The sequence below is a fragment of the Actinoallomurus soli genome (assembly GCF_024055715.1).
GTDB lineage: Bacteria > Actinomycetota > Actinomycetes > Streptosporangiales > Streptosporangiaceae > Actinoallomurus > Actinoallomurus soli.
Genome location: NZ_JAMXMV010000007.1, coordinates 361,385 through 384,744 on the forward strand (window position 1 = coordinate 361,385; position 23,360 = coordinate 384,744).

23 protein-coding genes are annotated in these 23,360 nt (G+C 71.3%); 14 read left to right on the forward strand and 9 right to left on the reverse strand.

Annotated elements, in window-relative coordinates; all coding sequences use genetic code 11:
* Positions 1-326: 326 nt before the first annotated feature.
* Positions 327-2,420 carry a DNA gyrase/topoisomerase IV subunit B gene (locus tag NDW01_RS20380; RefSeq protein ID WP_252822836.1) on the reverse strand — a complete coding sequence of 698 codons (2,094 nt, stop codon included), beginning with the start codon at positions 2,418-2,420 and terminating at the stop codon, positions 327-329.
* A gap of 187 nt (positions 2,421-2,607) precedes the next feature.
* Here NDW01_RS20380 and NDW01_RS20385 point away from each other — a divergent pair, with 187 nt between their 5' ends.
* From NDW01_RS20385 to NDW01_RS20400, 4 genes are all read left to right on the forward strand, one after another.
* Entirely contained in the window at positions 2,608-3,510 is a 903-nt protein-coding gene (locus tag NDW01_RS20385; protein ID WP_252822837.1) for an ABC transporter ATP-binding protein, read from the forward strand.
* Complete coding sequence (locus NDW01_RS20390) at positions 3,507-4,571, forward strand: ABC transporter permease (protein WP_252822838.1); 1,065 nt, start codon at positions 3,507-3,509, stop codon at positions 4,569-4,571. The genes NDW01_RS20385 and NDW01_RS20390 overlap by 4 nt, the downstream gene beginning before the upstream one ends.
* A 132-nt stretch (positions 4,572-4,703) precedes the next feature.
* Positions 4,704-4,934: a DUF7455 domain-containing protein gene (locus NDW01_RS20395; RefSeq protein ID WP_252778596.1), complete on the forward strand. Its 231-nt coding sequence runs from the start codon at positions 4,704-4,706 to the stop codon at positions 4,932-4,934.
* Positions 4,935-5,143: 209 nt separating this feature from the next.
* Complete coding sequence (locus NDW01_RS20400) at positions 5,144-5,866, forward strand: YaaA family protein (protein WP_252822839.1); 723 nt, start codon at positions 5,144-5,146, stop codon at positions 5,864-5,866.
* A 244-nt stretch (positions 5,867-6,110) separates the two neighbouring features.
* On the opposite strand, the gene NDW01_RS20405 is transcribed toward NDW01_RS20400, so the two are convergent.
* From NDW01_RS20405 to NDW01_RS20415, 3 genes are all read right to left on the reverse strand, one after another.
* Positions 6,111-7,745, reverse strand: a complete 1,635-nt coding sequence (locus NDW01_RS20405) for an RNA polymerase sigma factor (protein WP_252822840.1) — start codon at positions 7,743-7,745, stop codon at positions 6,111-6,113.
* A gap of 198 nt (positions 7,746-7,943) precedes the next feature.
* Complete coding sequence (locus NDW01_RS20410) at positions 7,944-10,001, reverse strand: SpoIIE family protein phosphatase (protein WP_252822841.1); 2,058 nt, start codon at positions 9,999-10,001, stop codon at positions 7,944-7,946.
* A gap of 471 nt (positions 10,002-10,472) precedes the next feature.
* Positions 10,473-11,045, reverse strand: a complete 573-nt coding sequence (locus NDW01_RS20415; protein ID WP_252822842.1) for an HhH-GPD-type base excision DNA repair protein — start codon at positions 11,043-11,045, stop codon at positions 10,473-10,475.
* A 160-nt stretch (positions 11,046-11,205) separates the two neighbouring features.
* On the opposite strand from NDW01_RS20415, the gene NDW01_RS20420 reads away from it, so the two are divergent.
* From NDW01_RS20420 to NDW01_RS20455, 8 genes are all read left to right on the forward strand, one after another.
* Positions 11,206-11,892: a molybdopterin-dependent oxidoreductase gene (locus NDW01_RS20420; protein ID WP_252822843.1), complete on the forward strand. Its 687-nt coding sequence runs from the start codon at positions 11,206-11,208 to the stop codon at positions 11,890-11,892.
* A 132-nt stretch (positions 11,893-12,024) separates the two neighbouring features.
* A complete protein-coding gene (locus tag NDW01_RS20425) occupies positions 12,025-12,720 on the forward strand; it encodes a cytochrome b/b6 domain-containing protein (RefSeq protein ID WP_252822844.1) in 696 nt (231 codons plus the stop codon).
* Positions 12,721-12,801: 81 nt separating this feature from the next.
* Positions 12,802-13,053 carry a hypothetical protein gene (locus tag NDW01_RS20430; protein ID WP_252822845.1) on the forward strand — a complete coding sequence of 84 codons (252 nt, stop codon included), beginning with the start codon at positions 12,802-12,804 and terminating at the stop codon, positions 13,051-13,053.
* A 121-nt stretch (positions 13,054-13,174) separates the two neighbouring features.
* Positions 13,175-14,674 carry a hypothetical protein gene (locus NDW01_RS20435; RefSeq protein ID WP_252822846.1) on the forward strand — a complete coding sequence of 500 codons (1,500 nt, stop codon included), beginning with the start codon at positions 13,175-13,177 and terminating at the stop codon, positions 14,672-14,674.
* A gap of 97 nt (positions 14,675-14,771) precedes the next feature.
* On the forward strand, positions 14,772-15,557 hold the full coding sequence (locus tag NDW01_RS20440; RefSeq protein ID WP_252822904.1) for a putative hydro-lyase: 786 nt from the start codon (positions 14,772-14,774) through the stop codon (positions 15,555-15,557).
* Positions 15,554-16,297 carry a LamB/YcsF family protein gene (locus tag NDW01_RS20445; protein WP_252822847.1) on the forward strand — a complete coding sequence of 248 codons (744 nt, stop codon included), beginning with the start codon at positions 15,554-15,556 and terminating at the stop codon, positions 16,295-16,297. The genes NDW01_RS20440 and NDW01_RS20445 overlap by 4 nt, the downstream gene beginning before the upstream one ends.
* Positions 16,294-16,953 (forward strand): 5-oxoprolinase subunit PxpB, encoded by a 660-nt coding sequence (gene pxpB / locus NDW01_RS20450; RefSeq protein ID WP_252822848.1) that lies wholly within the window; start codon positions 16,294-16,296, stop codon positions 16,951-16,953. Before NDW01_RS20445 ends, pxpB begins: the two co-directional genes overlap by 4 nt.
* A complete protein-coding gene (locus NDW01_RS20455) occupies positions 16,950-17,789 on the forward strand; it encodes a 5-oxoprolinase subunit C family protein (RefSeq protein ID WP_252822849.1) in 840 nt (279 codons plus the stop codon). The genes pxpB and NDW01_RS20455 overlap by 4 nt, the downstream gene beginning before the upstream one ends.
* A 40-nt stretch (positions 17,790-17,829) precedes the next feature.
* Here NDW01_RS20455 and NDW01_RS20460 read toward each other — a convergent pair whose 3' ends face one another.
* Positions 17,830-18,174, reverse strand: a complete 345-nt coding sequence (locus NDW01_RS20460; RefSeq protein ID WP_252822850.1) for a helix-turn-helix domain-containing protein — start codon at positions 18,172-18,174, stop codon at positions 17,830-17,832.
* 157 nt (positions 18,175-18,331) lie between these two features.
* Between NDW01_RS20460 and NDW01_RS20465 the strand changes: the two genes are divergently transcribed.
* Entirely contained in the window at positions 18,332-18,784 is a 453-nt protein-coding gene (locus tag NDW01_RS20465; protein WP_252822851.1) for a DUF5709 domain-containing protein, read from the forward strand.
* 153 nt (positions 18,785-18,937) lie between these two features.
* Positions 18,938-21,028: a catalase gene (locus NDW01_RS20470; RefSeq protein ID WP_252822852.1), complete on the forward strand. Its 2,091-nt coding sequence runs from the start codon at positions 18,938-18,940 to the stop codon at positions 21,026-21,028.
* Between the two features lie 110 nt (positions 21,029-21,138).
* Here the strand turns inward: NDW01_RS20470 and NDW01_RS20475 are convergent, their stop codons facing one another.
* Genes NDW01_RS20475 through NDW01_RS20490 form a run of 4 tightly spaced genes read right to left on the reverse strand, consistent with a single transcriptional unit; the run spans position 21,139 to position 23,344 of the window.
* Positions 21,139-21,900, reverse strand: coding sequence for a metallophosphoesterase family protein (locus tag NDW01_RS20475; protein WP_252822853.1), 762 nt, complete (start codon positions 21,898-21,900; stop codon positions 21,139-21,141).
* Complete coding sequence (locus tag NDW01_RS20480) at positions 21,897-22,154, reverse strand: BON domain-containing protein (protein WP_252778611.1); 258 nt, start codon at positions 22,152-22,154, stop codon at positions 21,897-21,899. The genes NDW01_RS20475 and NDW01_RS20480 overlap by 4 nt, the downstream gene beginning before the upstream one ends.
* Positions 22,151-22,738, reverse strand: coding sequence for a nucleotidyltransferase (locus NDW01_RS20485; RefSeq protein ID WP_252822854.1), 588 nt, complete (start codon positions 22,736-22,738; stop codon positions 22,151-22,153). Before NDW01_RS20485 ends, NDW01_RS20480 begins: the two co-directional genes overlap by 4 nt.
* A gap of 33 nt (positions 22,739-22,771) precedes the next feature.
* Positions 22,772-23,344, reverse strand: coding sequence for a hemerythrin domain-containing protein (locus tag NDW01_RS20490; RefSeq protein ID WP_252822855.1), 573 nt, complete (start codon positions 23,342-23,344; stop codon positions 22,772-22,774).
* Between the last annotated feature and the right edge of the window lie 16 nt (positions 23,345-23,360).

Consider the following 23,360-nt stretch of genomic DNA (forward strand, 5'->3'; position numbering starts at 1 on the left):
GAGCATTCGGTTCGCCCGCCCGGGCGCACGGCACTGAACGGCCTTCCCGCAAGCGTGAGCGAGTCACTCGTCCCTCGAAACGAGCATCGGCCCCCGGGCGGTACCGGCGACCGGTCGTCGGTACCGGGCGCAAAGCGAACGCCGCCCCACCGGACACCGCACCGCTGAACGCGATACCGGCGGACGCGGCACCGCCGGAACGCCCGGCGGGGGCGGCGCGCAGGCCGTCGAAGACGACGGCGAGGGCGCGCGCCCGTACCCCGGCGTCGCCGCCGCACCGCCGGACGCGGCACCGCCGGGTGGTGCCTGACGAGATGCGGCCGGGGTCAGATGTCGATGCGGGAGTCGTCGAGTTCGGCGGCGCCGGCGGCGATGAACTGGCGGCGCGGCGCGACCTCCGACCCCATGAGGAGGGCGAAGATCTTCTCCGCCTCCTCGGCGTCCTCGATGCGGACCCGGCGGAGCATCCGGTGGCGCGGATCCATCGTCGTCTCGGCGAGCTGGTCGGCGTCCATCTCACCGAGGCCCTTGTAGCGCTGGATCGGCTCCTTCCAGCGGATGTTGCGGCGCTCGAACTCGACGAGCTTCTTGCGCAGCTCGGCGTCGGAGTAGGTGTAGACGTGCTTGTCCTGGCCCTTCCTGGGCTTGACCAGCTCGATCCGGTGCAGCGGCGGAACGGCGGCGAAGACCCGGCCGGCCTCGAGCATCGGCCGCATGTAGCGGTGCAGCAGCGTGAGCAGAAGGCACCGAATGTGCGCTCCGTCCACATCCGCGTCGGCCATCAGGATGATCCGCCCATATCGAGCGGAGTCGAGGTCGAAGGTGCGGCCGGAGCCGGCGCCGAGGACCTGGATGATGGAGGCACACTCGGCGTTCTTGAGCATGTCGGCGACGGACGCCTTCTGCACGTTGAGGATCTTGCCGCGGATCGGCAGCAGCGCCTGGAACTCGGAGTCGCGCGCGAGCTTGGCGGTGCCGAGCGCCGAGTCGCCCTCGACGATGAACAGCTCGCTGCGGTCGTCGCTGGTGCGGCAGTCGACCAGCTTGGCGGGGAGCGCGGAGTTCTCCAGGGCACTCTTGCGGCGTTGGTTCTCCCGCTGCTGGCGGGCGGCGATGCGCGCCTTGGAGGCCGCGACGATCTTTTCCAGAACGGCCCGCATCTGCTGCTTCTGGCCGCGCTTGGGACTCTCGAACGCCTCCTTCAGCTCGCGGGAGACGACCTGGGAGACGATGCGGGTGGCGGCCGCGGTGCCGAGGACCTCCTTGGTCTGGCCCTCGAACTGCGGCTCCGGCAGGCGCACCGTGACGACGGCGGTGAGGCCCTCGAGGATGTCGTCCTTGACGACCGGCTCGTCGCCGTTCTTGAGCAGCTTGGTGGCGCGGAGCTCCTCGTTGATGATCTTGACGAGGGCGCGGTCGAAGCCGGTGACGTGCGTACCGTGCTTGGGCGTGGCGATCACGTTGACGAACGACCGGGTGATCGTGTCGTAGCCGGTGCCCCACCGCATGGCGACGTCGACGTCGATGTCGCGCTCGACGTCGGTCGGGGTGAGGTGGCCCTGCTCGTCGAGGACCGGGACCGTCTCGGTGAAGTGGCCGCGGCCCTGGATGCGCAGCACGTCGCAGACCGGCGCGTCGCTCGCGAGGTGGTCGCAGAACTCGCTGATGCCGCCGTCGAAGCGGAACTCGTGGTCGACGGGCTCCTCGCCGCGCTCGTCGCGGACGGTGATGGTCAGGCCGGGCACGAGGAAGGCCGTCTGCCGCATGCGGTCGATGACGGTGTCGCCGGCGATCGCGGCGTCCTTGAGGAAGATCTGGCGGTCGGGCCAGAAGCGCACGCGGGTGCCGGTGATGCGCTTGGCGACCCGCTTGGTCTGGTTCAGCCCCCGCTGCCTGGCGGGCTTCTTGGTGAACTTGGCGTCGGGCCCGTCGCCGGCGAAGTCGCCGGGCAGGCCGCGCTTGAAGCTCATCGCGTGGGTCTGGCCGTCGCGGTCGACCTCGACGTCGAGCCGGGCGGACAGGGCGTTGACCACGGACGCGCCGACGCCGTGCAGACCGCCGGAGGCGGTGTAGGAGATGCCGCCGAACTTGCCGCCCGCGTGCAGCCGGGTCATGACGAGCTCGACACCGGTCAGCCCGGTCTTGGGCTCGACGTCGACCGGGATGCCGCGGCCGTCGTCGCGGACCTCCATCGAGCCGTCGGCGTGCAGGAAGACGTCAATTCGCGAACAGTGACCGCCGAGCGCCTCATCGACGGAGTTGTCGATGATCTCCCACAGGCAGTGCATGAGGCCGCGGCTGTCGGTCGACCCGATGTACATCCCGGGTCGCTTGCGGACGGCCTCGAGACCTTCGAGCACCGACAGGTGCCGCGCGGTGTATCCGTGCGGGTCCTCAGCGGTGATGGTGGCGGCGGTCAACGGCTGTGCTCCTCGGGGGTAGGACGTGCGGGCAGCAGGCTACCCGCCGGGACCGACACTACGCGGACCGGCGCGCCGGTCCGGTGCGCCCTCCACCTTCGGGAGGAGACGGCCGCAGGCCGGTATAGATCGGCGAATCCACCGGTAGGAGGGTGTTCGGCGACCAAAGCGTCCCTAGGGTTCAGCCATGCCCAAAACGATTGTCGCCAACGACCTGCGAAAGCGGTACGGCGACGTGCAAGCGGTCGACGGAGTGACCCTGTCCGTCGAGGAGGGAGAGTTCTTCGGCATCCTCGGGCCGAACGGCGCGGGGAAGACGACGACTCTCGAGATCATCGAGGGACTGCGTCAGGCGGACGGCGGCGAGGTGACGGTGCTCGGCCGGTCGCCGTGGCCTCGCGATCCCGCGCTGCTGCCGAAAATCGGGGTGCAGCTGCAGGCGTCCTCCTTCTTCGAACGGCTGACCGCCCGGGAGCAGCTGCGGACGTTCGGCTCCCTGTACGGGGTGCCGGACCGCAAGGCCGACGCGATGCTGGAGACGGTCGGCCTCACGGAGAAGGCGGACACTCCGGTGGAGAAGCTGTCCGGAGGCCAGGCGCAGCGGCTGTCGATCGCCTGCGCGCTGGTGCACGAGCCGGAGCTGGTCTTCCTCGACGAGCCGACGGCGGCGCTGGACCCCCAGGCGCGCCGCAATCTCTGGGACGTCCTGCGCGCGATCAACACGGAGGGCCGCACGATCGTCCTCACGACCCACTACATGGACGAGGCCGAGACGCTGTGCGATCGGGTCGCGATCATCGATCGAGGCCGGATCCTGCGGAGCGGCCCGCCGGCCGCGCTGGTCCGCGACCTGGACGCCGCGACCCGGATCAGCGTGGCCAGCGGCGTGCTGAGCGAGACCGAGGCGCGTGCGCTGCCGGGCGTGGACGACCTGACCGACGACGGCGTCTCACTCGTCATCGCGACGCGTGACCCCTCCTCCGTCGTGGCGGCGCTGGCCGGCCGTGGCGCGCTGGACGGCGTCCAGATCAAGGGCGCCACCCTCGAAGACGTCTTCCTCGAACTGACCGGGCGGGAGTATCGGGCGTGAGCAGTTTTCAGAGCCTGGCGCGGGCCATGTTCCTCGGGTTCCGGCGGGACCGGGGGGCGCTGTTCTTCACGATCGCCCTGCCCCTGCTGTTCCTGCTGATCATCGGGGGGATCTTCGCCCGGCAGTCCACGCCGAAGTCGAAGGTCCTGGAGATCGGCGCGGTGCCGGTCGTGGACCAGATACCGGCGGAGATGCGGGCGGGGATCGACAAGTCCCTGAAGTTCACGAAGGTGTCCGACCGGGACGCCGCCTTGGAGAAGGTGCGCAAGGGCGACTACGCGGCCGCGATCGAGCAGAGCGGGGACCGGGTGGTGCTGCACTACTCGGCCGCCGACCAGGTCAAGACGGGCACCGTCCAGGGGCAGCTCGACGGCCTGGTGCAGGCCGCGAACCAGGCCGCGTCCGGCAGGCCGCCGAAGTACCGGCTGGAGGGACAGCAGGTCGAGGACAGGTCGCTCAAGCCGATCCAGTACATCACCCCCGGTCTGCTCGGATGGGCGCTCGCCTCGGCCGGCATGTTCGGCGCGTCCACCACACTCGTGACATGGCGGACGAAGGGCCTCCTCCGCCGGTTGCGCCTGTCGCCGGTGCCGATCCGCAGTGTGTTCGCGGCGCGGGTCGCCGTCAGCCTCGGGGTGGCCCTCGTGCAGACGGTGCTGTTCATCGGCGTGGCGACCATGCCCTTCTTCGGGCTGAAGCTCGCGCACTACTGGTGGATGGCGATTCCCATGGTGCTGTGCGGGGTGCTGGCCTTCCTCGCCATCGGGATGCTGATCGGGGCCTGGGCGAAGACGCAGGAGGCGGCGCAGGGGGTCACGCAGATCGTCGTGCTGCCGATGGCCTTCCTCGGTGGATCTTTCTTCAACATCGACGACGCGCCGCGGTGGCTTCGGGTCATCTCGGAGGTCTTCCCGCTGCGTCATTTGAACAGCGGGATGCTGAAGGTCCTCGTACGCGGGGAGGGACCGGCGTCGGTCCTCCCGCAGATGGGCATCCTGTTGGGATTCGCGCTCGTCGCCACGCTGATCGCCGTTCGGGTGTTCCGCTGGGAACAAATCTGACAATCGCCACCACCGTGACCTTTGTCACCTGAGGGGGTATTCCGCTCTGGGCGTACACAGAACCCGCATGGGAACGTCCGCGTCAGGTTAGATGTTGTCCTAAGCGACCGACCCCGAGACGAGGAAGGCGACGTGACTGGAGCTCTTGCCCCAACCAAGCCGCTGACGGCCGTGGACCGCTGCGACCGCTGCGGTGCTCAGGCCTACGTCCGCGCGGTCCTCGCGGGCGGCGGAGAGTTGCTGTTCTGTGCGCACCACGGCCGTAAGTACGGCGAGACGCTTCGTGCGAAGGGCGCTGAGATTCACGACGAAACCGACCGGCTGCTTGAGACCCCTGCACCCCCACCGGAGGACGAACGGTAGGCCAGGCCAGCCGACCCGATAATCCATGAGACGGCGGCCACCCAGCCTGGGGGGCCGCCGTCTCGTTGCGTTCCACCGCCGGGCAGGATCGGCCGGCCGAGGAGGACGCAGCCGATCCCGCCATCCCGCCCGCGCACGGAGTCGGCGGAGGAGGACGATGCCGACCCGCCGCCCCGTCCGCGCGCGGAACCGGCCGACGAAGGAGGACGATGCTGATCCTGCTGCCCCCGTCCGAGGGCAAGGCCGGCGACGGCGACGGGCCGCCGCTGGAGCCGTCCGCGCTGAGCCTTCCCGGGCTGGCCGCCACCCGTGAGCGGGTGCTCGACGCGCTCGACGCCCTGTGCTCCGGCCCGGCGGAGGACGCGCGGCAGGTCCTCGGGCTGTCCGCCGGGCAGTCCGGGGAGATCGCCCGCAACCGCGCGCTGCGCACCGCGGCCACGCTGCCCGCGTCGCGGCTCTACACCGGCGTCCTGTACGACAACCTGGGCCTGCCGAGCCTGGACCCGGAGCGCACCGCACGCTCCGTCCTGATCTTCTCGGCGCTGTGGGGCGCGCTGCGGCCCGCGGACCGCGTCCCCCCGTACCGTCTGTCGATGAGCGTGCGCCTGCCCCCTCTCGGCCCTCTGGCGGCCGTATGGCGCCCGGCGCTGACCGCGGTCCTTCCCGCGGACGGCCTTCTGGTGGACATGCGCTCCGCTCCGTACGCCGCCGCGTGGAAGGCCCCGGCGGTCCGGGTGCGGGTCTTCCGCGAGCGGGAGGGCCGGCGCACGGTGGTCAGCCACATGGCGAAGGCGACCCGCGGGGCGCTCGCCCGTGACCTGCTGGCGAACGGCGCCGACCCGGCGACGCCGGAGGAGCTCCTGAAGACCGTCCTGGACCTCGGCCACGCCGCCGAGCTCAACGGCACGGATCTCGACCTGATCACCCACTGAGGCCGAAGGAGCCGGACGGAGCCGGCCGCCACTCCCCCGGACCGGCCGCCACTGCCCCGGACCGGCCGCCCCCAACGCGAACCGGCCGGACTCCACGCAACGCGGACGGGCCGGTGTCCCATGCCAAGGGCCGACTCCACGCGAAGGGCCGGCCCCATGCACGAGGCGGGCCCCATGCGAAAGGGGTCCGGACGGGAACTTTCGTCCGGACCCCTTTCGTTATGCGATCGTTAGGCGAGACCCCTCAGTCGAGGTAGTCGCGCAGCACCTGAGAACGGGACGGATGCCGCAGCTTCGACATCGTCTTCGACTCGATCTGACGGATCCGCTCGCGGGTCACGCCGTAGACCTTGCCGATCTCGTCGAGGGTCTTCGGCTGGCCGTCGGTCAGGCCGAACCGCATCGAGACCACGCCGGCCTCCCGCTCGCTCAGGGTGTCGAGCACGGAGTGCAGCTGCTCCTGCAGCAGCGTGAAGCTGACCGCGTCGGCGGGCACGATGGCCTCGGAGTCCTCGATCAGGTCACCGAACTCGCTGTCGCCGTCCTCGCCGAGCGGGGTGTGCAGCGAGATCGGCTCCCGGCCGTACTTCTGGACCTCGACGACCTTCTCCGGCGTCATGTCCAGCTCCTTGGCCAGCTCCTCCGGGGTCGGCTCGCGGCCGAGGTCCTGGAGCATCTGACGCTGGACGCGGGCCAGCTTGTTGATGACCTCGACCATGTGGACCGGGATGCGGATCGTGCGCGCCTGGTCGGCCATGGCGCGGGTGATCGCCTGCCGGATCCACCACGTGGCGTACGTGGAGAACTTGTAACCCTTGGTGTAGTCGAACTTCTCGACCGCGCGGATCAGGCCGAGGTTGCCCTCCTGGATCAGGTCCAGGAACAGCATCCCGCGCCCGGTGTAGCGCTTGGCGAGTGAGACGACGAGCCGCAGGTTGGCCTCGAGCAGGTGGTTCTTGGCCCGGCGGCCGTCCTCGGCGATCCACTCGAGGTCCTCGAGCACCTGGAACTCCAGGGTGTGCCGCTCGAGGGCGAGCTTCTCCTCCGCGAACAGGCCGGCCTCGATGCGCTTGGCGAGCTCGACCTCCTGCTCGGCGTTGAGCAGCGGAACCTTGCCGATCTGCTTGAGGTAGTCCTTCACCGGGTCGGCGGTGGCGCCGGCCGCGGCGATCTGCTGCGCGGGAGCGTCCTCGTCGTCGTCTCCGATGACGAAGGAGTCGTCGTCCGACGTGGGCTTCTTGTCGGCGACCGCCGCAGGGGCCTCCTCGGCCTCCGCATCGGCCTCGACGGCGACGTCGGCGTCGTCCCCGGTCTCCAGGTCGGCGTCGTCGGCGACGTCGTCGAGGTCGGTGAGGTCCGCGTCGTCGAGGTCGGTGACCTCGAGGTCGGCGTCGTCGGTGACCTCGTCGGTGTCCTCGGGGTCCTTGGCCGCCTTCTTGGCGACCGGAGCCTCGGACTTCTTCTTGGGCGCTGCCTTCTTGGGCTTGGCCGCGGGCTTGGCCGCGGCGGTCTTCTTGGCACGTGCGGGCCGCGCGGGCACGTCGACGTCGTCCTCGACGACGGCGGTGACGGTGTCCTGTTCCTTGGCGGCGGCGGTGGTCGTCTTGGGCTTCTTGGTCGCGGGCGTCGCGCGCTTGCTGCTGTTGCGCGCGCGCTTAGGCGCCGCGGAGTCGGCAGCGCTCACCATGACGGTCACACCCTCCTTGCTAAGACTCCGCAAGATGCTCGAGGCCTTCGACACGGGAATGTCGGCCTCCTCGAACGCACGGCGCACGTCATCGGCCTCGAGGTAGCCCTGGGAACGCCCACGCTCGATCAATTGCCTGACAACGTGCTCGTGCAGCTCGGACGGCTTGGAGGTCGAACTCGCAGGCGACACAAACACCTCTCGAACGAAACGTGTGGCTATGTTTACCCAGTGCTCTGTCGGGCGCCGGCCCTGCAGGCCCTTTGCGCTGAGCAGCGTACCCCTGCTTCACTGTCGGTTTAGCAGTCTGGCACGCCCGCGTATTCCGCGCGGTGGAGTCCTGCCCGGTGACACCCACCTTAGAGGGCACTGAGCGGTCCTTCGTACGTGCTACGCCGTCTTCGGCGGAACATGTAGGGCAAGTACTGTCACGTCATCATCATGGTCGTACCCGGCCAGCATCCGGTCGACCAAGAAGTCAACGAGTATCTCAGGATCGGCAAGCACCTCCGGTGGGGCGGCGGCGGCGATCGACACGATCTCGTCGAGACCGGCGTCGAGTCCCCGTCTACGGTTCTCCACCAGTCCATCGGAGTAGAACACCACAGTGTTGCCGGGTGGGACCGAAAAACTTGTCTCTTCTCGTTCGGAGGGCCAGCCGAGCGGGGTGCCCGCCTCGGCGGTGCTGACCCGCGGCGGGCCGTCCGGCAGGATCCGCAACGGCGGCAGGTGGCCCGCGTTGCTGATGGAGCCTTCGCCGGTCGCGGGGTCGATGACGGCGTACGCCAGCGTGGTGATCTGCTCCCATCCCTCGGTGGCGCCGAAGAGCCGGTCCAGGCCGCCGATCACCTTCGACGGGCGCGGGTCGTTGAGCGCGAGGGCGCGCAGCGCGTTGCGCACCCGGCCCATGCCGGCCGCGGCCTTGACGCCCTTGCCCATGACGTCGCCGATCACGATCGCCACCCGGCCGTCGCCCAGCGGGAAGGCGTCGTACCAGTCGCCGCCGACCTGCACGTGGCGCGTCGCGGGGTGGTAGCGGGCCGCCAGGCGGATCGGCGGCAGCTGCGGGAGGCGGTCCGGCAGGAGGCTGCGCTGGAGCGCCTCGGCCGTCTTGTGCTCCCGCTCGAACAGCGTCGCCCGCTCGACCGCGAGCGCGCACTGACCGGCCAGGGCCTCGAGGAAGACGCGCTCCTCCTCGGTGATCTCCCGCGGCCGGGTGAAGGAGAACCGCAGCGCGCCGAGGGCACGGCCCGCGGCCAGCAGCGGCAGGCCGACCCACGCGCGCTCGTCGGTGCGCCGGACGAAGTCGGCGATCTCCTCGCCGCGGAGCTGCAGCCGCAGGCTGACGGGGTTCTCGGCGAGGAACGGGCGCCGCTCGCGGACCGCGATCGACATCACGCTGGCGCCGTCGATGCCGATCTCCTCGCGGGCGGGGCCGGGGAGCTCGGGGATGCCGCCGGGCGTGATCATGCGCAGGCGGAGCTTGTCGTCCTCGAGGAGGGCGACGGCGGACCGGTCGGCGCCGATCGCCGAGCGGCCGACCTCGGTGATCACCGAGACGACCTGGTTGACGGTCAGCGCCTCGGCCAGCATGGACGTCGCCTGCTGGAGGCGTGCGGTGCGCAGGGCCGCGGCCGACAGCTGCTCGGTGAGCCGGCCCCGCATCTCCTCGGCCTCGCGCTTGCCGGTGACGTCGGTGTTCGCGCCGACCCACTCGACGATCTCGCCGTCGCGGCGGATCGGCACGGCGCGCACGTCGTAGTTGCGGTAGCCGCCCGCGCGGGTGCGGATGCGGTAGGTGGCCTCGAAGATCCGGTCGTTCGTCACGCAGGAGCGCCAGGTCTCCTCGATGCGCGCCCGGTCCTCGGTGTGGACGGCGCCCAGCCATCCCTCGGTGGCGTACTCCTCGTGCGTCTGGCCGGTGATGGCGCGCCACTCGGGCGCGTCGTCGACGACCTCGCCCGCGGGCGTGGTCACCCAGACGACCTGGGAGCTGGCCTCGACGAGGGAGCGGTAGCGCTCCTCCTTACGGCGGATCGACCGCTCGGCCAGGACGCGGTCGGTGACGTCGACCGCGACCATGACGACCCCGGACACCTCGCCCTCGGCCGTGTGGGTGGGGAACCAGGAGTGCGCCCAGTGCCGGTCGCCGACGGCCAGGTCGACGTCCGAGACCGCGCGGTCCTCCTCGAGGACCTTGCGGGCGGACGCCTCGATGACGCCGCCGAGCTCCCCGGGGACGACCTCGGCGGGCCTGCCGCCCTCCAGGTCGGTGACGCTCACGCCGTGCATGCGCGCCAGCGCGTCGTTGGCCCGCTTGAAGCGCAGGTCGGTGTCGAACAGCGCGAAGCCGATCGGAGCCTCCCGAAGCAACGTGGTGAGCAGCGCCGAATCCGACGCGTCGAGGCCAGAGATCCGGGGCTGCGGCACAGACGTATCGGTGCTCACCGTCGACACCTCCGTCGCGCGCTCGGCCCTACTGCGAGGCATTTCCGCATCACTATGGGTGAATGGGAGCAGGCTAGCGCTCCCGCCTCCATCACAACACCGCTCGGAGTCAGGTTTTCATCATCTCGATGCTTCGGCGCCGACGGAAGCCCCGCCCGGCAACGTTATTCCGGCGGCCGCGCGAACGCGCCCTCCGGTCACCCGCCGGGTACCCGGCACGAGGCCGCGTATCCGGTGGGAAGCATGATGATAGGGGCCGATCGGCATCGGGCGGGCGACATCCCCGATCTCGGCGAGTCCCGTGTCGTACGGGCGGGGCGCTGAACGGTACGCAGGCGCCCTTCCGATGGCGCGTCGCCTTCACGGCACATTTCCCACTTTGACAAGCTTTGTAAATCAGGGGGTCTGAGATCCCGCGTCCGAAGAGTGAGCAACGTCTCCCGGATTCGCGCCGCGGGAGCGGCCCCGGCCTCAGGCGCGCGCCTTGGCGGCGGCCTTCATCTCCTGCTTGTAGGCGCGGACCCGGCCCAGGGACTCCGCGTCGACGATGTCGGCCACCGAGCGGTGCGCGCCGTCGTCGCCGTAGTGGCCGGCGGCCTCGCGCCAGCCCTCCGGCCGTACGCCGAGCCGCTTGCCGAGGAGCGCGACGAAGATCCGGGCCTTTTGGTCGCCGAAGCCGGGCAGCGCGCCGACCCGCTGCAGGAGCTCCCGCCCGGACGCCGCCTCCGTCCAGACGCGCTCGGCCGCGCCGTCGTACCGCTCCAGCACCGCGCGGCTGAGAGCCTGCACACGGCCCGCCATCGCCTTGGGGTACCGGTGGAGGGCGGGCCGTTCGCCGAAGACGGCCACGAGCGCGTCAGGGTCGTAGCGGGCGAGTTCCTCGGCGTCGAGGTCGTGCCCGAGCCGTCGCGTCAGCTCGTACGGCGCGGCGAACGCCCGCTCCAGGGGCACCTGCTGGTCGAGCAGCATGGCGATCAGCAGCGCCAGCGGGCTGCGGTTCAGCAGCGCGTTGGCCTCGGGGTCGATGGGCAGCGAGATCGTCATGGCGTCCTCCCGGAACGTTCGCCCTTCATCCTGCACCCTCCGGGCTCCGCCGGTCACCCGGGGTCACGACGCGGCGACCCGGCGGCGGAGATGTGACGGTTCGCGAACGTGTCGGCCGCCGCGGTTCCGGCTCCGGCACCGGCGGTGCTCGAATAGGGATATGAGCGGCGAAGGAACACCTGTCGGCCGGCGCGTCGTCCTCGGCATGGCCGGCCTCGGAGCCGTGGGCGTGGTGATCGGCGCGCGCGTGCAGAGCGGTGTGAGCCGCGCCTTCGGACCGGTCGGCTCCCGGGTCACCGGGCTGATCCCGGCGGCCGGCGGCTTCCGTTTCTACTCCGTGGTCGACTCCGTACGGCGCGTCGCCCCGGCGGACTACCGGCTCACCGTCGGCGGGCTGGTGGACCACCCGCGGACCTTCCGGTTCGCCGACCTGCAGGCGCTGCCGCAGACCCGGATGACCGACACGTTCCACTGCGTCACCGGTTGGACGGTGCCCGACGTCGCCTGGGCGGGAGTGGCCCTGCCCGACCTCCTGGACGTGGTGGGCGTACGGCCGGGGGCCAGGGGCGTGCGGTTCACCTCGTTCGACGGCGCGTACACCGACACCCTCACGCTGGAGCAGGCGCGCCGGCGCGACGTGATCGTCGCCACGAGCATGCTGGGCGGCCCCGTGAGCCACGAGCACGGGGGGCCGGTGCGGATGTACGTCGCGCCGATGTACGGCTACAAGTCGACCAAGTGGCTCGGCGGGATCGACCTGGTCGACCGGGTCGAACCGGGGTACTGGGAGACGCGCGGCTACGACGTCGACGGCTGGATCGGCCGGTCGAACGGATACACGTCATGACCGAGCGGAGCGAGGGAATCCATGGCGCAGTCCCTCCGGTCACTCCTCCGACGAAGGAGGGTTCATGACCGAGCGGAGCGAGGGAATCGAGAGCGCAGCCCCTCCGGTCACTCCTCCGACGAAGGAGGCTTCATGACCCGGTTCACCCGCGCCGTACGGGGCGTGCACCATGTGACGGCCCTGCTCATGCTCGTCTGCCTGGTCACGGCCGCCATGCTGTACGTGCCGGCGCTGGCCGAGGCGGTCGGCCGCCGCCACCTGATCCGTACGATCCACGTGTTCGCCGGGTACGCGCTGCCGGTGCCCGCGCTGCTCGGATGGGTCTCACGGGCGTTCCGGGACGACGTGCGGCGGCTCGACCGGTTCTCCCCCGACGACTGGCGGTGGCTCCGGGGACGGGACCGGCGGGTGACCGTCGGCGGCCGCGGGATCCATCCGGTCGGCAAGTTCAACGCGGGCCAGAAGCTGAACGCGGCGTTCGTCGCCGGGGCGATCATCGTCATGCTCGGCACCGGGTTGATCCTCGCGTTCCCGCACCCGTGGCCGGACAGCGTGCGCACCGGCGCGACGTTCGTACACGACTGGCTGACCCTGGCCATCTTCGTGGTGGTCCTCGGGCATCTCTGGTACGCCCTCCGGGACCCCGGGGCCCTGTCCGGGATGTTCCTCGGGCACGTCACGCCGGAATGGGCGGCCTGGCATCACCCGGCCTGGCTCGACGAGCAACATCACCATTCGAAGGGAAATTTCGGGCGATCTGGTGAGCTCACCGCCCCCACCGGGAACACCGAGGAGGGCAAGGACGACCTGTCCCCCCGGAGGTCTTGACACTTCTTCGGGGGAGGATCGAGATTGGGCGCGGAGCGGGACGCAGGTGGACTGAGATCGTCTGGTGCGAGAGGTGTCCGCATGACCTCCACGCAGCTGGTCTGGCAGGCCGACGTACGAGATCCGGTGATCGGGAGGCTCCGCCGGGAGTTTCCCTCGATCCCCGCCGACGCCGTGGAGCGGTGCGTTCGCGACGTCCGGCGGCGGGCCCGGCACCTGGGGGTCGACCTGACGCCGAGGCTGGTCGAGGCGGTAGCGCGCGAGCACCTGATGTCGGTGATCAAGTCCGAACCGCCTTCGGGACGCCGACCCGAACCCCTGCCGGGCGAGTAGGGTGAGTGGTCGGACACTGGACCACTAATCCCTCGCGCACCCTCCTCGGGCGCGCTACGGGACGTACTCCGAAAAGGTAGACCGTGAGCGACCTGCGCGAGGTGGGCACCGGGGAGGCCGCATGACACGGCGCCCCACGCCGCCGCCGGACGCCGTGTTCGCCGAGATGCTCCGCGCGGCCCGTGAGCTCCTGGCCGTTCGCAGCCCGCTCGACGCCGAGCTGATCGTCAGCGAGATGCTCGGCGCGTGGTGGGGCAAGCGGCTCGTGCACGACGACGTGGAGAAGGTCATCGGGGAGGCGCTGGTCGACCACGCGGCCACGGCGCGCACGCCCGCGGCGCTGGCCCTGCTCACCGGCATCGCCGCGCTCGGCACGCCGCGTCAGGCCGCCAAGGCCGAGCGGGCGGCGCTGCGGCTCATGGACGCCGGGGTCGCGCGACCCGGCTGGGCCGACCGCGTCGGAAGGGTCGCCTGCGAGGAGTGCCACGTCTCGCGCGACGTCTACGGGGACCAGGACTCGATCGTCTGCATCTACACCTACGGCGGCGAGGAGCGCCACGCGCTGGTGGTCGTGATCGACCACAACGAGCGCGGCATGGTGGTCGACGCGTGGGTGTCCTCGCAGGTGGACAAGCTGCTCGGCTACTGCCGCAAGGAGGCCGAGGAGAGCCCCCTGATGCGGTTCGAGCCGATCGCGCCGGCGGCGGCCCGCGCGCGGCTGGAGCGCGCCCTCGCGGTGACGGACGACACCGAGGACCCGCCGGTCAAGGAGACCTTCGGCAACTACCACGCGTTCGTACGGGCCCGGGTGCGGGCGCTGCCGCCCGGCGGCCGCGTCCCCGTCACGCCCGTCCACGGCCACGACCGCCGGGCCACGATGGCGGCGCAGTTCCTCGCGTCGGACGAGGCCGAGGAGCTCTCGGACCGTTCCGCGGCGAGCCGCTGCGTCGACCGCATCATCGACTACGGCTGCGACCACGACTTCGGCCGTCCGCTGCGGGTCAGCCCGGTCAAGTGCGAGACGTTCCTGCTGCACTGGCTGCCGCGCAAGGTGATGCTGTCACCGGCGGAGCAGGAGGCGATGCCGCACGTGCTCGCCGCGTGGGTGCGCTGGGCGAGCCGGCGGACCGGGCTGCCCGAGGAGGGCGTCCGGCAGACCCTCGACAAGGTCTGGGACATCACCGGGAAGTTCGCCGAGGCGTACCGCGATCCGACGACGTTCGGGCTCGACCGGGAGCTGGTGGAGCGGCTGCTGCCGGACGGCGACCTGGAGGCCCTCGCCCGGCGGGCGTTCGCGTTCCCCTTCCTGACCGGCGGCAACGCCGACATCGACCTGACCCGCCTGAACCCCTCCGTCGACGCGGACCGGCGCCTGCTGCTGGCGTTCGAGCACCCGGACGCCGACCCGGCGCACATTGAGGCCCACCTCCGGGTCGCCGCCCGGATCTGGGACGGCGACCCGCCGCAGCTGTGGACGGTCGCCGAGCGCCTGCTGGACCGCGGGCACGACCGCCACTCGATCCTGCACCGGTTCATGGCGATCCTCCGGGAGACCGGCGGCGATCCCCGCGCGCTGCGCGCCGCCCTCCTCGCGCTGCGCGACGCCCCCGACCTGTCCTAGCCGACCCGTCCGTTCCCGGCCGCCCTGGCGGCCGGGAACGGACGGCGGGACCGCGCGGTAAACGGCGTGCAGTGGGCATGAAGCTGCCATGACGACCATGGATCAACCCGCGATCCTCACCCCCTCTCAGGCCCGTGAGGTGTTCCGGACCGGCGAGACGCCGGTGACCACGAGCGGCTGGTGCCGGGGCTACGTCCAGGCGAACCTCCTCGCCGTCCCCCGCGACCTGGCCTTCGAGGCCCTGCTGTTCGCGGTGCGGAACCCGGCGGCCTGCCCGCTCCTGGAGATCACCGACCCCGGCGACCCGTACGCCCGCGAGGTCGCCGCCGCCGACCTGCGGACCGACCTGCCCGCCTACCGGATCTACCAGGACGGCGTGCTCGTCGCCGAGACGCCCGATGTCACCGAGTACTGGCGGGACGACCTCGTCGCGTTCCTCATCGGGTGCAGCTTCACGTTCGAGACGGCGCTCGCCACGGCGGGCGTGCCGCTCCGCCACGTCGAGCAGGGCCGGAACGTCCCGATGTACGTCACGTCGCGGGAGTGCCGGCCCGCCGGCCGGCTGGCCGGGCCGCTGGTCGTGTCGATGCGGCCGGTCCCCGCCGCCCTGGTCGACGTCGCGGTCGAGGTGACCGCGCGGTACCCGGCGATGCACGGCGCTCCGGTGCACATCGGCGACCCCGCGGAACTCGGCATCGCGGACCTCGCGCGCCCCCAGTTCGGCGATAGCGTTGAGTTCGAGACCGGTGACGTCCCGGTCTTCTGGGCCTGCGGTGTGACGCCGCAGGCCGCGGTGATGGCGAGCGCCCCGCCGTTCGCGATCACCCACGCGCCGGGACGGATGCTGATCACGGACCGTACCGAGGAGACCTTGGTTACATGATCGATCTCAACGCCGACCTCGGGGAGGGGCTCGGCCCCTGGCGCCTCGGCGACGATCTCGCCCTGCTGTCCATCGTGAGCAGCGCCAACGTGGCGTGCGGGTTCCACGCCGGCGACCCGGTGATCATGCGTCGTACGTGCGCGGCCGCGGTGGAGCGCGGCGTGGTCATCGGAGCCCAGGTGTCCTACCGCGACCTGTCCGGATTCGGCCGCCGGGAGATGGACGTCGCCCCGGAGGAGCTCACGGCCGAGGTGCTCTACCAGATCGCCGCGCTCGACGGCATCGCACGGGCCGAGGGCGACCGGGTCCGCTACGTGAAACCGCACGGCGCCCTGTACAACCGGATCGTCCGCGACCCGGTGCAGGCCGAGGCCGTGGCCGCCGCGGTCGAGGCGTACGACCCGGCGCTGCCCGTGCTGACCCTCCCCGGATCGAAGCTGCACCAGGTGACGGACCTGACGATCGTCAACGAGTGCTTCGCCGACCGCGCCTACACCCCCGCCGGCACGCTCGTCTCCCGCCGGGAGCCCGGCGCGGTGATCGAGGACGTGGCGCAGGTGACCGAGCGGGCGCTGCGGATGGCCGTCGAGGGCGTGGTCGAGGCCACCGACGGCACCCGGATCCGGGTCGACGCCCGGTCGATCTGCGTGCACGGCGACACTCCCGGCGCCGTCGAACTCGCGAAGGCGGTCCGCCGGGCCATCGAGGAGGCCGGCGTCCCGCTGAAGGCGTTCGCGTGAAGGTCCGGCGCGTCGGCGACGCGGCGCTACTGATCGAGACCGAGGCGCCGCACCGCGTGCACGCCGCCGTGCGCCGGCTCGCGCTGCCGGAGGTCGTGGGCGTCGTGCCGGGGGCACGGACGGTGCTGGTCACGGTCAGGCCGGGCACCGACGTGGGGCGCCTCGGGCCGCTGCTCGACGACCTGCCGCTCCCGGAGATCGACGAGGTCGCCGCGGACCCGGTGTGCTTCCCGGTCGTCTACGACGGCGCGGACCTGGACGAGGTCGCCGGGCTGACCGGGCTGTCCCGCGACGAGGTGGTCGCGCGGCACGCGAGCGCCGAGTACGTCGTCGCCTACCTCGGGTTCTCACCGGGTTTCGGGTACCTCACCGGGCTGGACGAGGCCCTGCACGTGCCCCGCCGGGACTCCCCGCGCACGGCGGTGCCCGCCGGCTCGGTCGCGATCGCGGGCCCGTACGGCGCGGTGTATCCGACGCCGTCACCGGGAGGCTGGCGGCTGCTCGGACGTACGACGATCACGCTCTGGGACGTCGAGCGGGACCCGCCGTCGCTGCTGCAGCCCGGCACCCGCGTCCGGTTCGCCGCCGAGCGGGCCCGGGTCCGGGCGGTGCCCCCGGCCGGGTCCGGGCCGAAGGGGACCGAGGTGACGCGATGACGATCGAGGTGGTCCGCCCCGGCCCGCTCTGCACGGTGCAGGACCTGGGCCGTCCCGGGTACGCCCACCTCGGTGTGCCGCACTCCGGGGCGGCCGACGCCGCGAGCCTGCGGCTGGCCAATCGCCTGGTCGGCAACCCGGAGGACGCCGCCGGCGTGGAGCTGACCTTCGGCGGCGCGGCGCTGCGGTTCCACGCGCCGGCGTGGATCGCGGTCACCGGCGCGCCGGTACGGGTGAGCCCCGGCGCGATGAACGCCCCCTGCCACGTCCCGGCCGGCACCACGGTGGAGTTCGGCGTCCCGTCCGCAGGGGTCCGCACGTACGTCGCGATCCGGGGCGGCGTGGACGTCCCGCCCGTTCTGGGCAGCCGCTCGACGGACCTGCTGTCCGGGCTGGGTCCCGACCCGCTGGCGGCCGGGGACCGGCTGGCCGTGGGACGCGCGTCCGAGCCGATCACCGTGGACTGCGCGCCCGGCTACGAGCCCGAGGACGAACCGGTCCTGCGGGTGCTGCCGGGGCCGCGCGACGACTGGTTCGAGAGCCTCGAACCGCTGATCCGGGGCGGCTACGAGGTCAGCTCGCACAGCAACCGGATCGGGGTCCGCCTGGAGGGGCGGCCCCTCGTACGGCGGCGGGACGGCGAGCTGCCGAGCGAGGGGATGGTCATCGGGGCGCTGCAGGTGCCGCCGAACGGGCTGCCGATCATCTTCCTCGCCGACCACCCGACGACCGGCGGCTATCCGGTCGCGGCGGTGCTGACGACGGCCGACCTCGGCCGGGCCGCCCAGCTCCGTCCGGGCCAGCGGGTCCGGTTCCGCCTCCTCGCCGGTCTCTGAGCCGCGCTCCGCCTCCTCACTCACTCAGCGGTCGTGCGGGTCAGTCGCGGGGAGACGCCGCCGGACGGGCGCCGCGGACGTCCCAGTCGTTCTCTCCGATGACGATCCCGTCCTTACCGTCGACGATCATCTCGCGGTCCGCCAGGGTGCGGAGGCAGTCCCGTACGGTGTCCTCGTCCATGCCGGTGGCCGCGGCGACGTCGCCGACGCTCATCGGCCGCCGTACGGTGGCGAGCGCCTCGTACACGATCATCTGGTCCTCGGTCAGCGCCTGGACGTCGCGACCGGCCAGCGCGGGGTCCGGCCCGCTCGCCCGCGGCGCGCCCTCCTGGTTCAGGGCCTCCGGATCACGGTGCGCCGTCCGTCCGCCTTCGTGCCCGTTCATGAGAGGCCTCCTGATCGCTCGGGTCGCTGACGACATGTCCGGGTGCCCGCCGGGCGCCGTCTCAAACCTCACCCAAAGCTGTTCGCCGCAGGTGAGGGAGGCCGATTCGTGGGCATGGGCCTGGATCGGACGCATTCGACGGACGATGGAGACAGCGATGACACACCCGCATCCGGATCCCGATCCGTACTCGGAGTTCGAGGAGGAGGGGATCCCCGACCTGGAGGACTCCTACCCTGAGCGGCAGTGGGCGGAGGATCCGCAGCGCGCGCCGGTCCCACGGGACGAGCCCGTCGCTCTCGAGGAGTTCGGGACCACCGCCGAGGAGCAGCGGGAGGGCGAGTCCCTGGACCGGCGGTTGCGCAGAGAGCAGCCCGACCCGGCGCTCGGCGCTCGGCGCCGGGGCGAGGACTGGCCGGACTCGGACGAGCGCGAGTTCGACCCCGTCCGTGAGGAGGAGGTGCCCCGCCGCGCGGGCCGGCTGGTCGAACCGGACGAGGGCGTCCGCACCGACACCGAGAAGGACGCGATCGCCACGGACGTCGGCCCCGACCAGGCCGGTTTCTCACCCGAGGAGCAGGCCATGCGCGTCGAGGACGAGGGTCCCTGAGCCTGCCTCCGGCCGTCTCTCCTCCCGCCGCGCCGAGGGACACAGCGGGCGCGGCGGGGGTGGGACATTGGGCCCGTCGATCACGCTTAGCAGATCGCTGAACGGACATGGCTCCCTGTGACCGGTCGTTCGAATGACCCTCGGAGGGACGTCATGACAACGCCTGACGACAAGGACCGCCAGCTCGACCACGTCCGCGTCAACCCGAACCACGGCTCGCGGCTGACGACCGACCAGGGGATCCCGGTCGACGACACCGACAACTCGCTTCAGGCGGGCGAGCGGGGTCCCACGCTCATGGAGGATTTCCACTTCCGTGAGAAGCTCACCCACTTCGATCACGAGCGGATCCCGGAGCGCGTCGTACACGCCCGGGGCTCGGGGGCCTACGGGTACTTCGAGGTGACGGATCCGCTCACCGAGTACACGACCGCGGAGTTCCTCCGCGACACCTCGCTGCGCACGCCGGTGTTCGTGCGCTTCTCGACCGTCGGCGGCTCGCGGGGGTCGGCCGACACGGTGCGCGACGTCCGCGGGTTCGCGACGAAGTTCTACACCCGGCAGGGCAACTTCGACCTCGTCGGCAACAACATGCCGGTGTTCTTCATCCAGGACGGGATCAAGTTCCCCGACTTCGTGCACGCGGTCAAGCCGGAGCCGCACAACGAGATCCCGCAGGCCTCCTCGGCCCATGACACCCTGTGGGACTTCGTGCAGCTGCAGCCCGAGACGACGCACATGATGATGTGGCTGATGTCGGACCGGGCGCTGCCGCGCAGTTTCCGGATGATGCAGGGCTTCGGCGTGCACACCTTCCGTCTGGTCAACGAGGAAGGCGTCGGCACGTTCGTGAAGTTCCACTGGAAGCCGAAGCTCGGCACGCACTCGCTGGTGTGGGACGAGACGCAGAAGATCGCCGGCAAGGATCCGGACTTCAACCGCCGTGACCTGTGGGAGGCGATCGAGGCCGGGCACTTCCCCGCGTGGGAGCTCGGCGTGCAGCTCGTGCCCGAGGAACGCGAACACGACTTCGACTTCGACCTGCTCGACGCCACGAAGATCATTCCGGAGGAGGAGGTGCCCGTACGCCCGGTCGGGCGGCTGGTGCTCGACCGCAATCCGGACAACTTCTTCGCCGAGACCGAGCAGGTGGCCTTCCACCTGGGCAACGTCGTCCCGGGCATCGACTTCACCAACGATCCGCTGCTGCAGGCGCGGCTGTTCTCCTACCTCGACACGCAGCTGATCCGCCTCGGCGGGCCGAACTTCACCCAGCTGCCGGTGAACCGGCCGGTCGCCGAGGTGCGCAACCACCAGCGCGACGGCTACCACCAGTCGGTGGTCCACACCGGCCGGGCCGCCTACCATCCGAACTCGCTCGGCGGCGGCTGCCCGGCCGTGGTCCCGGAGGGCGCGTTCACGCACTACCAGGAGCGCGTCGACGGCAACAAGATCCGCAAGCGGAGCCAGAGCTTCGCCGACCACTACTCCCAGGCGACCCTGTTCTGGAACAGCATGTCCGACTGGGAGAAGGAGCACATCATCGCGGCGTTCCGCTTCGAGCTGGGGAAGGTGGAGCACCGGAACATCAGGCAGGGCGTCGTGGCCAACCTGAACAACGTCGACCACTACCTGGCCGTCGCGGTCGCGGAGGGCGTCGGGGCCGAGCCGCCCGCGCAGCCGGCCACCCCGAACCATGGGCGCAGTTCTCCCGCGCTGAGCCAGGCAGGCGCCCCGCGTGACTCGGTCGAGACCCGCAAGATCGCGATCCTGGTCGCCGACGGCGTGGACACCGCCGACGTGCGGGCGCTCCAGGAGGCGCTCTCGGCGGTCGGCGCGATTCCCGAGGTACTGGCCGGGCGGGACGGCGTCGTCGAAGGCTCCGAAGGGCCGGTCGAGGTGACGCGGGCCCTGCCGACCGTCGGCTCGGTGCTGTACGACGCGGTCGTGGTCCCCGGCGGGAAGGAGTCGGTGACGGCGCTGGAGGCCGACGGCAGCGCCGTGCAGTTCGTCGCGGAGGCGTTCAAGCACGGCAAGGCGATCGGGGCCGTCGGGGACGGGATGCGCCTGCTGTCGAGCGCCCGGCTGAACGGAGTGAACGACCACGGCGAGGCCCTGACCGCCGACCAGGGCGTCGTGATGCAGTCGGCGTCCGGCGTGACCGGGGAGTTCATCGAGCAGTTCGTCATGGCGGTGGCGGCGCACCGGCACACCAACCGCGACCTCGCCCCCGTCCCGGCCTGACCGACCGCGACCTCGCCCCCGTCCCGGCCTGATCCGGCCGCGGAACGAACCGCGTTGGGCCGCGCCCACCGGGCGCGGCCCTTCGTGTTCGCCGGGGACCGTCGCGTCCGCTACGCGGTCGCGCCGACGGTGTCGTCGGTCGCGCACTCCACGTCGTCGGGACCGCCGAGGCAGTACACCGCGTAGGCGCGCTCGATGACCGGCAGGGCGGCGTTCCGTACGGGGATCCCGCCCGGCGTGATCCCCTTCTCCACGCCGCGGTGGGCGTGGCCGTGCACGGCGAGGTCGATCCCCGCTCCGTCGATCACCTCGGCGAGCAGGTAGCTGCCGAGGAAGGGGTAGATCTCGAGGGGCTCGCCGTTGAGGGTGTCCTTCACCGGCGCGTAGTGGGTGAGGGCCACCCGCGCGTCCGCGTCCAGCGCGCCGAGCGCCTCGCCGAGCCGGGCGGCGGTGGCCTTCGTGTGCCGGATGAACGCCTTCATCTCCGGCTCGCCGAAGTCGGAGCCGCAGCGGCCGGCGAACCCGCCGCCGAAGCCCTTGGCGCCGGCGACGCCGAGGCGCCGGCCGTGGCAGTCGATCACCGTGGACTCGCCCTCGAGGACGGTGATCCCCGCGTCCTGCAGCGCCTTGGTGATCTCGGTCTCCTCGTCGGAGTGGTAGTCGTGGTTGCCGAGCACCGTGATGACGGGGACGCCGATGTCGCGGAGCTCGTCCGCGGCAATGCGTCCCTCCTCGGCCGTGCCGTGCTGGGTCAGATCACCGGCGACGAGCAGGATGTCGGCGTCGTCGGCGATTCCGGTCAGTCGGTTGCGGTACAGGCCGCGCACATCCTCGCCGACGTGGATGTCGCCGACCGCGGCCACGCGAATCATGAGGGCGTTTCCTCCGTTTTCGGGGGGCGGATCTCAACAACGGTCACATCGTTGGAGATCCGTCTTCCGCCGGCCGCCTCCCGGGCGACCGTCTCGATGAGTTCCCGCCTCCGGGGAGTCGCCACCTGGCCGCGCAGGAAGACGACATCACCGCGGACGTCGACCTGGATGCCGAGCTCGACCGTGCGGGCGTCCTCGGCGAGGCGGCTCTTGATGCGGGCGGCGAGGTAGTGGGGCGGGTCGCTGGGCGTCATCCGTCACTCCTCTCGTACGGCGGCCCGTACTCCATCACGTGCAGGCGGTGCAGCAGCGTCAGATAGGCGTAGGCGTACGGGGAGTCCGCCGTCTCGGCGATCACCCGCGGCCAGTCGATCTGCTCGCGCAGCGCCCGCGATACCGGTAGGTATCCCCCGAAGTCACTCGCCTTCTCGTCGAACGCGAGAAGGCGCAGAATCGTCATGTCGGTGGCGGTCAGCACCGGCATGGCGACCGCCTCGACGTGCATCTCCTCGGCGCGGGAGAGCAGGGCGGCGTCCACGGCCCGTCCCGACGGCCGGAAGATCAAATCGACCGTCCGGCCGTCGTCGTAGACCTTGGCCAGCCATGCCTCGGGAATCTCGGCGCGTCGCATCCCCACGGACTCCAGCGCCGCGAGCGCGACGTCGACCTCCTCCTCCGGAAGGACGAAGTCGACGTCGTGGGTCGACGGCGCGGCGCCGCGCGCGTAGGCCGCGTATCCGCCGGCCAGCGCGAACTTGACACCGCTGCCGGTCAGCGCGGCCGCGGCCTTCCTGAGGGTCTCCAGCAGCTCTCCCGGCGCGGCCTCGACGTCAGCCATCGCGCAGGCACCTCCGGGCGTCGCTCGGCATGCTCAGTCGCCGCGTCCGGTGACGGCGTCGCGGACCCGGTCGGCCGCGGCGACCGCGGGTCCGGCCGCCTTGAGGATGCCGGGCTTGGGCGGCGTGTGCGGGTGCGGCCGGGTCGGGGCCAGCTTCTTGCCGTCCTCCAGCTTGGTGCCCAGCTCGTCCGCCTCCTCGGCGCTGAGCACGCCGCGCAGCGGCACCCAGACCTGCTCCTCCTCGTAGGCGATGTGCTCGCGCCCGTCCGCGGTGAACTTGCTCAGGAGCTCCTCGAACTTGGGGTCGTCCCCCTTGAGGTCCTTCAGCTCGTCCAGGACGTACTTGGCCTTCTGCTCCTGGTCGGTGGCCTCGTCGGCGAGGCGGTCGCCGTCCGGCAGCTTGTCGCGGACCGTCGGCCAGAAGTACTCCTCCTCGACCGCCTCGTGCTTGGACTCCTCGATGACCAGCTGTTCGACCAGCTTCTCCCGGACCTTCAGCTGATCGGGGCTCGCCCCGGTCGCGGCCGTCGGCCCCTTCTCGAGCTCGGCGAGCGCCTTCTTTACCTCTTCGTGGTCCTTGCGAAGCACGTCGAATACGTTCGACATGGTTCCTCCCCTAGGT

Excerpts from the sequence above, each read along its gene's own strand:
- NDW01_RS20385 (WP_252822837.1), top strand. The coding sequence starts at position 2,608 with ATGCCCAAAACGATTGTCGCCAACGACCTGCGAAAGCGGTACGGCGAC.
- NDW01_RS20400 (WP_252822839.1), top strand. The coding sequence starts at position 5,144 with ATGCTGATCCTGCTGCCCCCGTCCGAGGGCAAGGCCGGCGACGGCGAC.
- NDW01_RS20415 (WP_252822842.1), bottom strand. The coding sequence starts at position 11,045 with ATGACGATCTCGCTGCCCATCGACCCCGAGGCCAACGCGCTGCTGAAC.
- NDW01_RS20420 (WP_252822843.1), top strand. The coding sequence starts at position 11,206 with ATGAGCGGCGAAGGAACACCTGTCGGCCGGCGCGTCGTCCTCGGCATG.
- NDW01_RS20425 (WP_252822844.1), top strand. The coding sequence starts at position 12,025 with ATGACCCGGTTCACCCGCGCCGTACGGGGCGTGCACCATGTGACGGCC.
- NDW01_RS20430 (WP_252822845.1), top strand. The coding sequence starts at position 12,802 with ATGACCTCCACGCAGCTGGTCTGGCAGGCCGACGTACGAGATCCGGTG.
- NDW01_RS20435 (WP_252822846.1), top strand. The coding sequence starts at position 13,175 with ATGACACGGCGCCCCACGCCGCCGCCGGACGCCGTGTTCGCCGAGATG.
- NDW01_RS20440 (WP_252822904.1), top strand. The coding sequence starts at position 14,772 with ATGGATCAACCCGCGATCCTCACCCCCTCTCAGGCCCGTGAGGTGTTC.
- NDW01_RS20445 (WP_252822847.1), top strand. The coding sequence starts at position 15,554 with ATGATCGATCTCAACGCCGACCTCGGGGAGGGGCTCGGCCCCTGGCGC.
- NDW01_RS20455 (WP_252822849.1), top strand. The coding sequence starts at position 16,950 with ATGACGATCGAGGTGGTCCGCCCCGGCCCGCTCTGCACGGTGCAGGAC.
- NDW01_RS20460 (WP_252822850.1), bottom strand. The coding sequence starts at position 18,174 with ATGAACGGGCACGAAGGCGGACGGACGGCGCACCGTGATCCGGAGGCC.
- NDW01_RS20465 (WP_252822851.1), top strand. The coding sequence starts at position 18,332 with ATGACACACCCGCATCCGGATCCCGATCCGTACTCGGAGTTCGAGGAG.
- NDW01_RS20470 (WP_252822852.1), top strand. The coding sequence starts at position 18,938 with ATGACAACGCCTGACGACAAGGACCGCCAGCTCGACCACGTCCGCGTC.
- NDW01_RS20475 (WP_252822853.1), bottom strand. The coding sequence starts at position 21,900 with ATGATTCGCGTGGCCGCGGTCGGCGACATCCACGTCGGCGAGGATGTG.
- NDW01_RS20480 (WP_252778611.1), bottom strand. The coding sequence starts at position 22,154 with ATGACGCCCAGCGACCCGCCCCACTACCTCGCCGCCCGCATCAAGAGC.
- NDW01_RS20485 (WP_252822854.1), bottom strand. The coding sequence starts at position 22,738 with ATGGCTGACGTCGAGGCCGCGCCGGGAGAGCTGCTGGAGACCCTCAGG.
- NDW01_RS20490 (WP_252822855.1), bottom strand. The coding sequence starts at position 23,344 with ATGTCGAACGTATTCGACGTGCTTCGCAAGGACCACGAAGAGGTAAAG.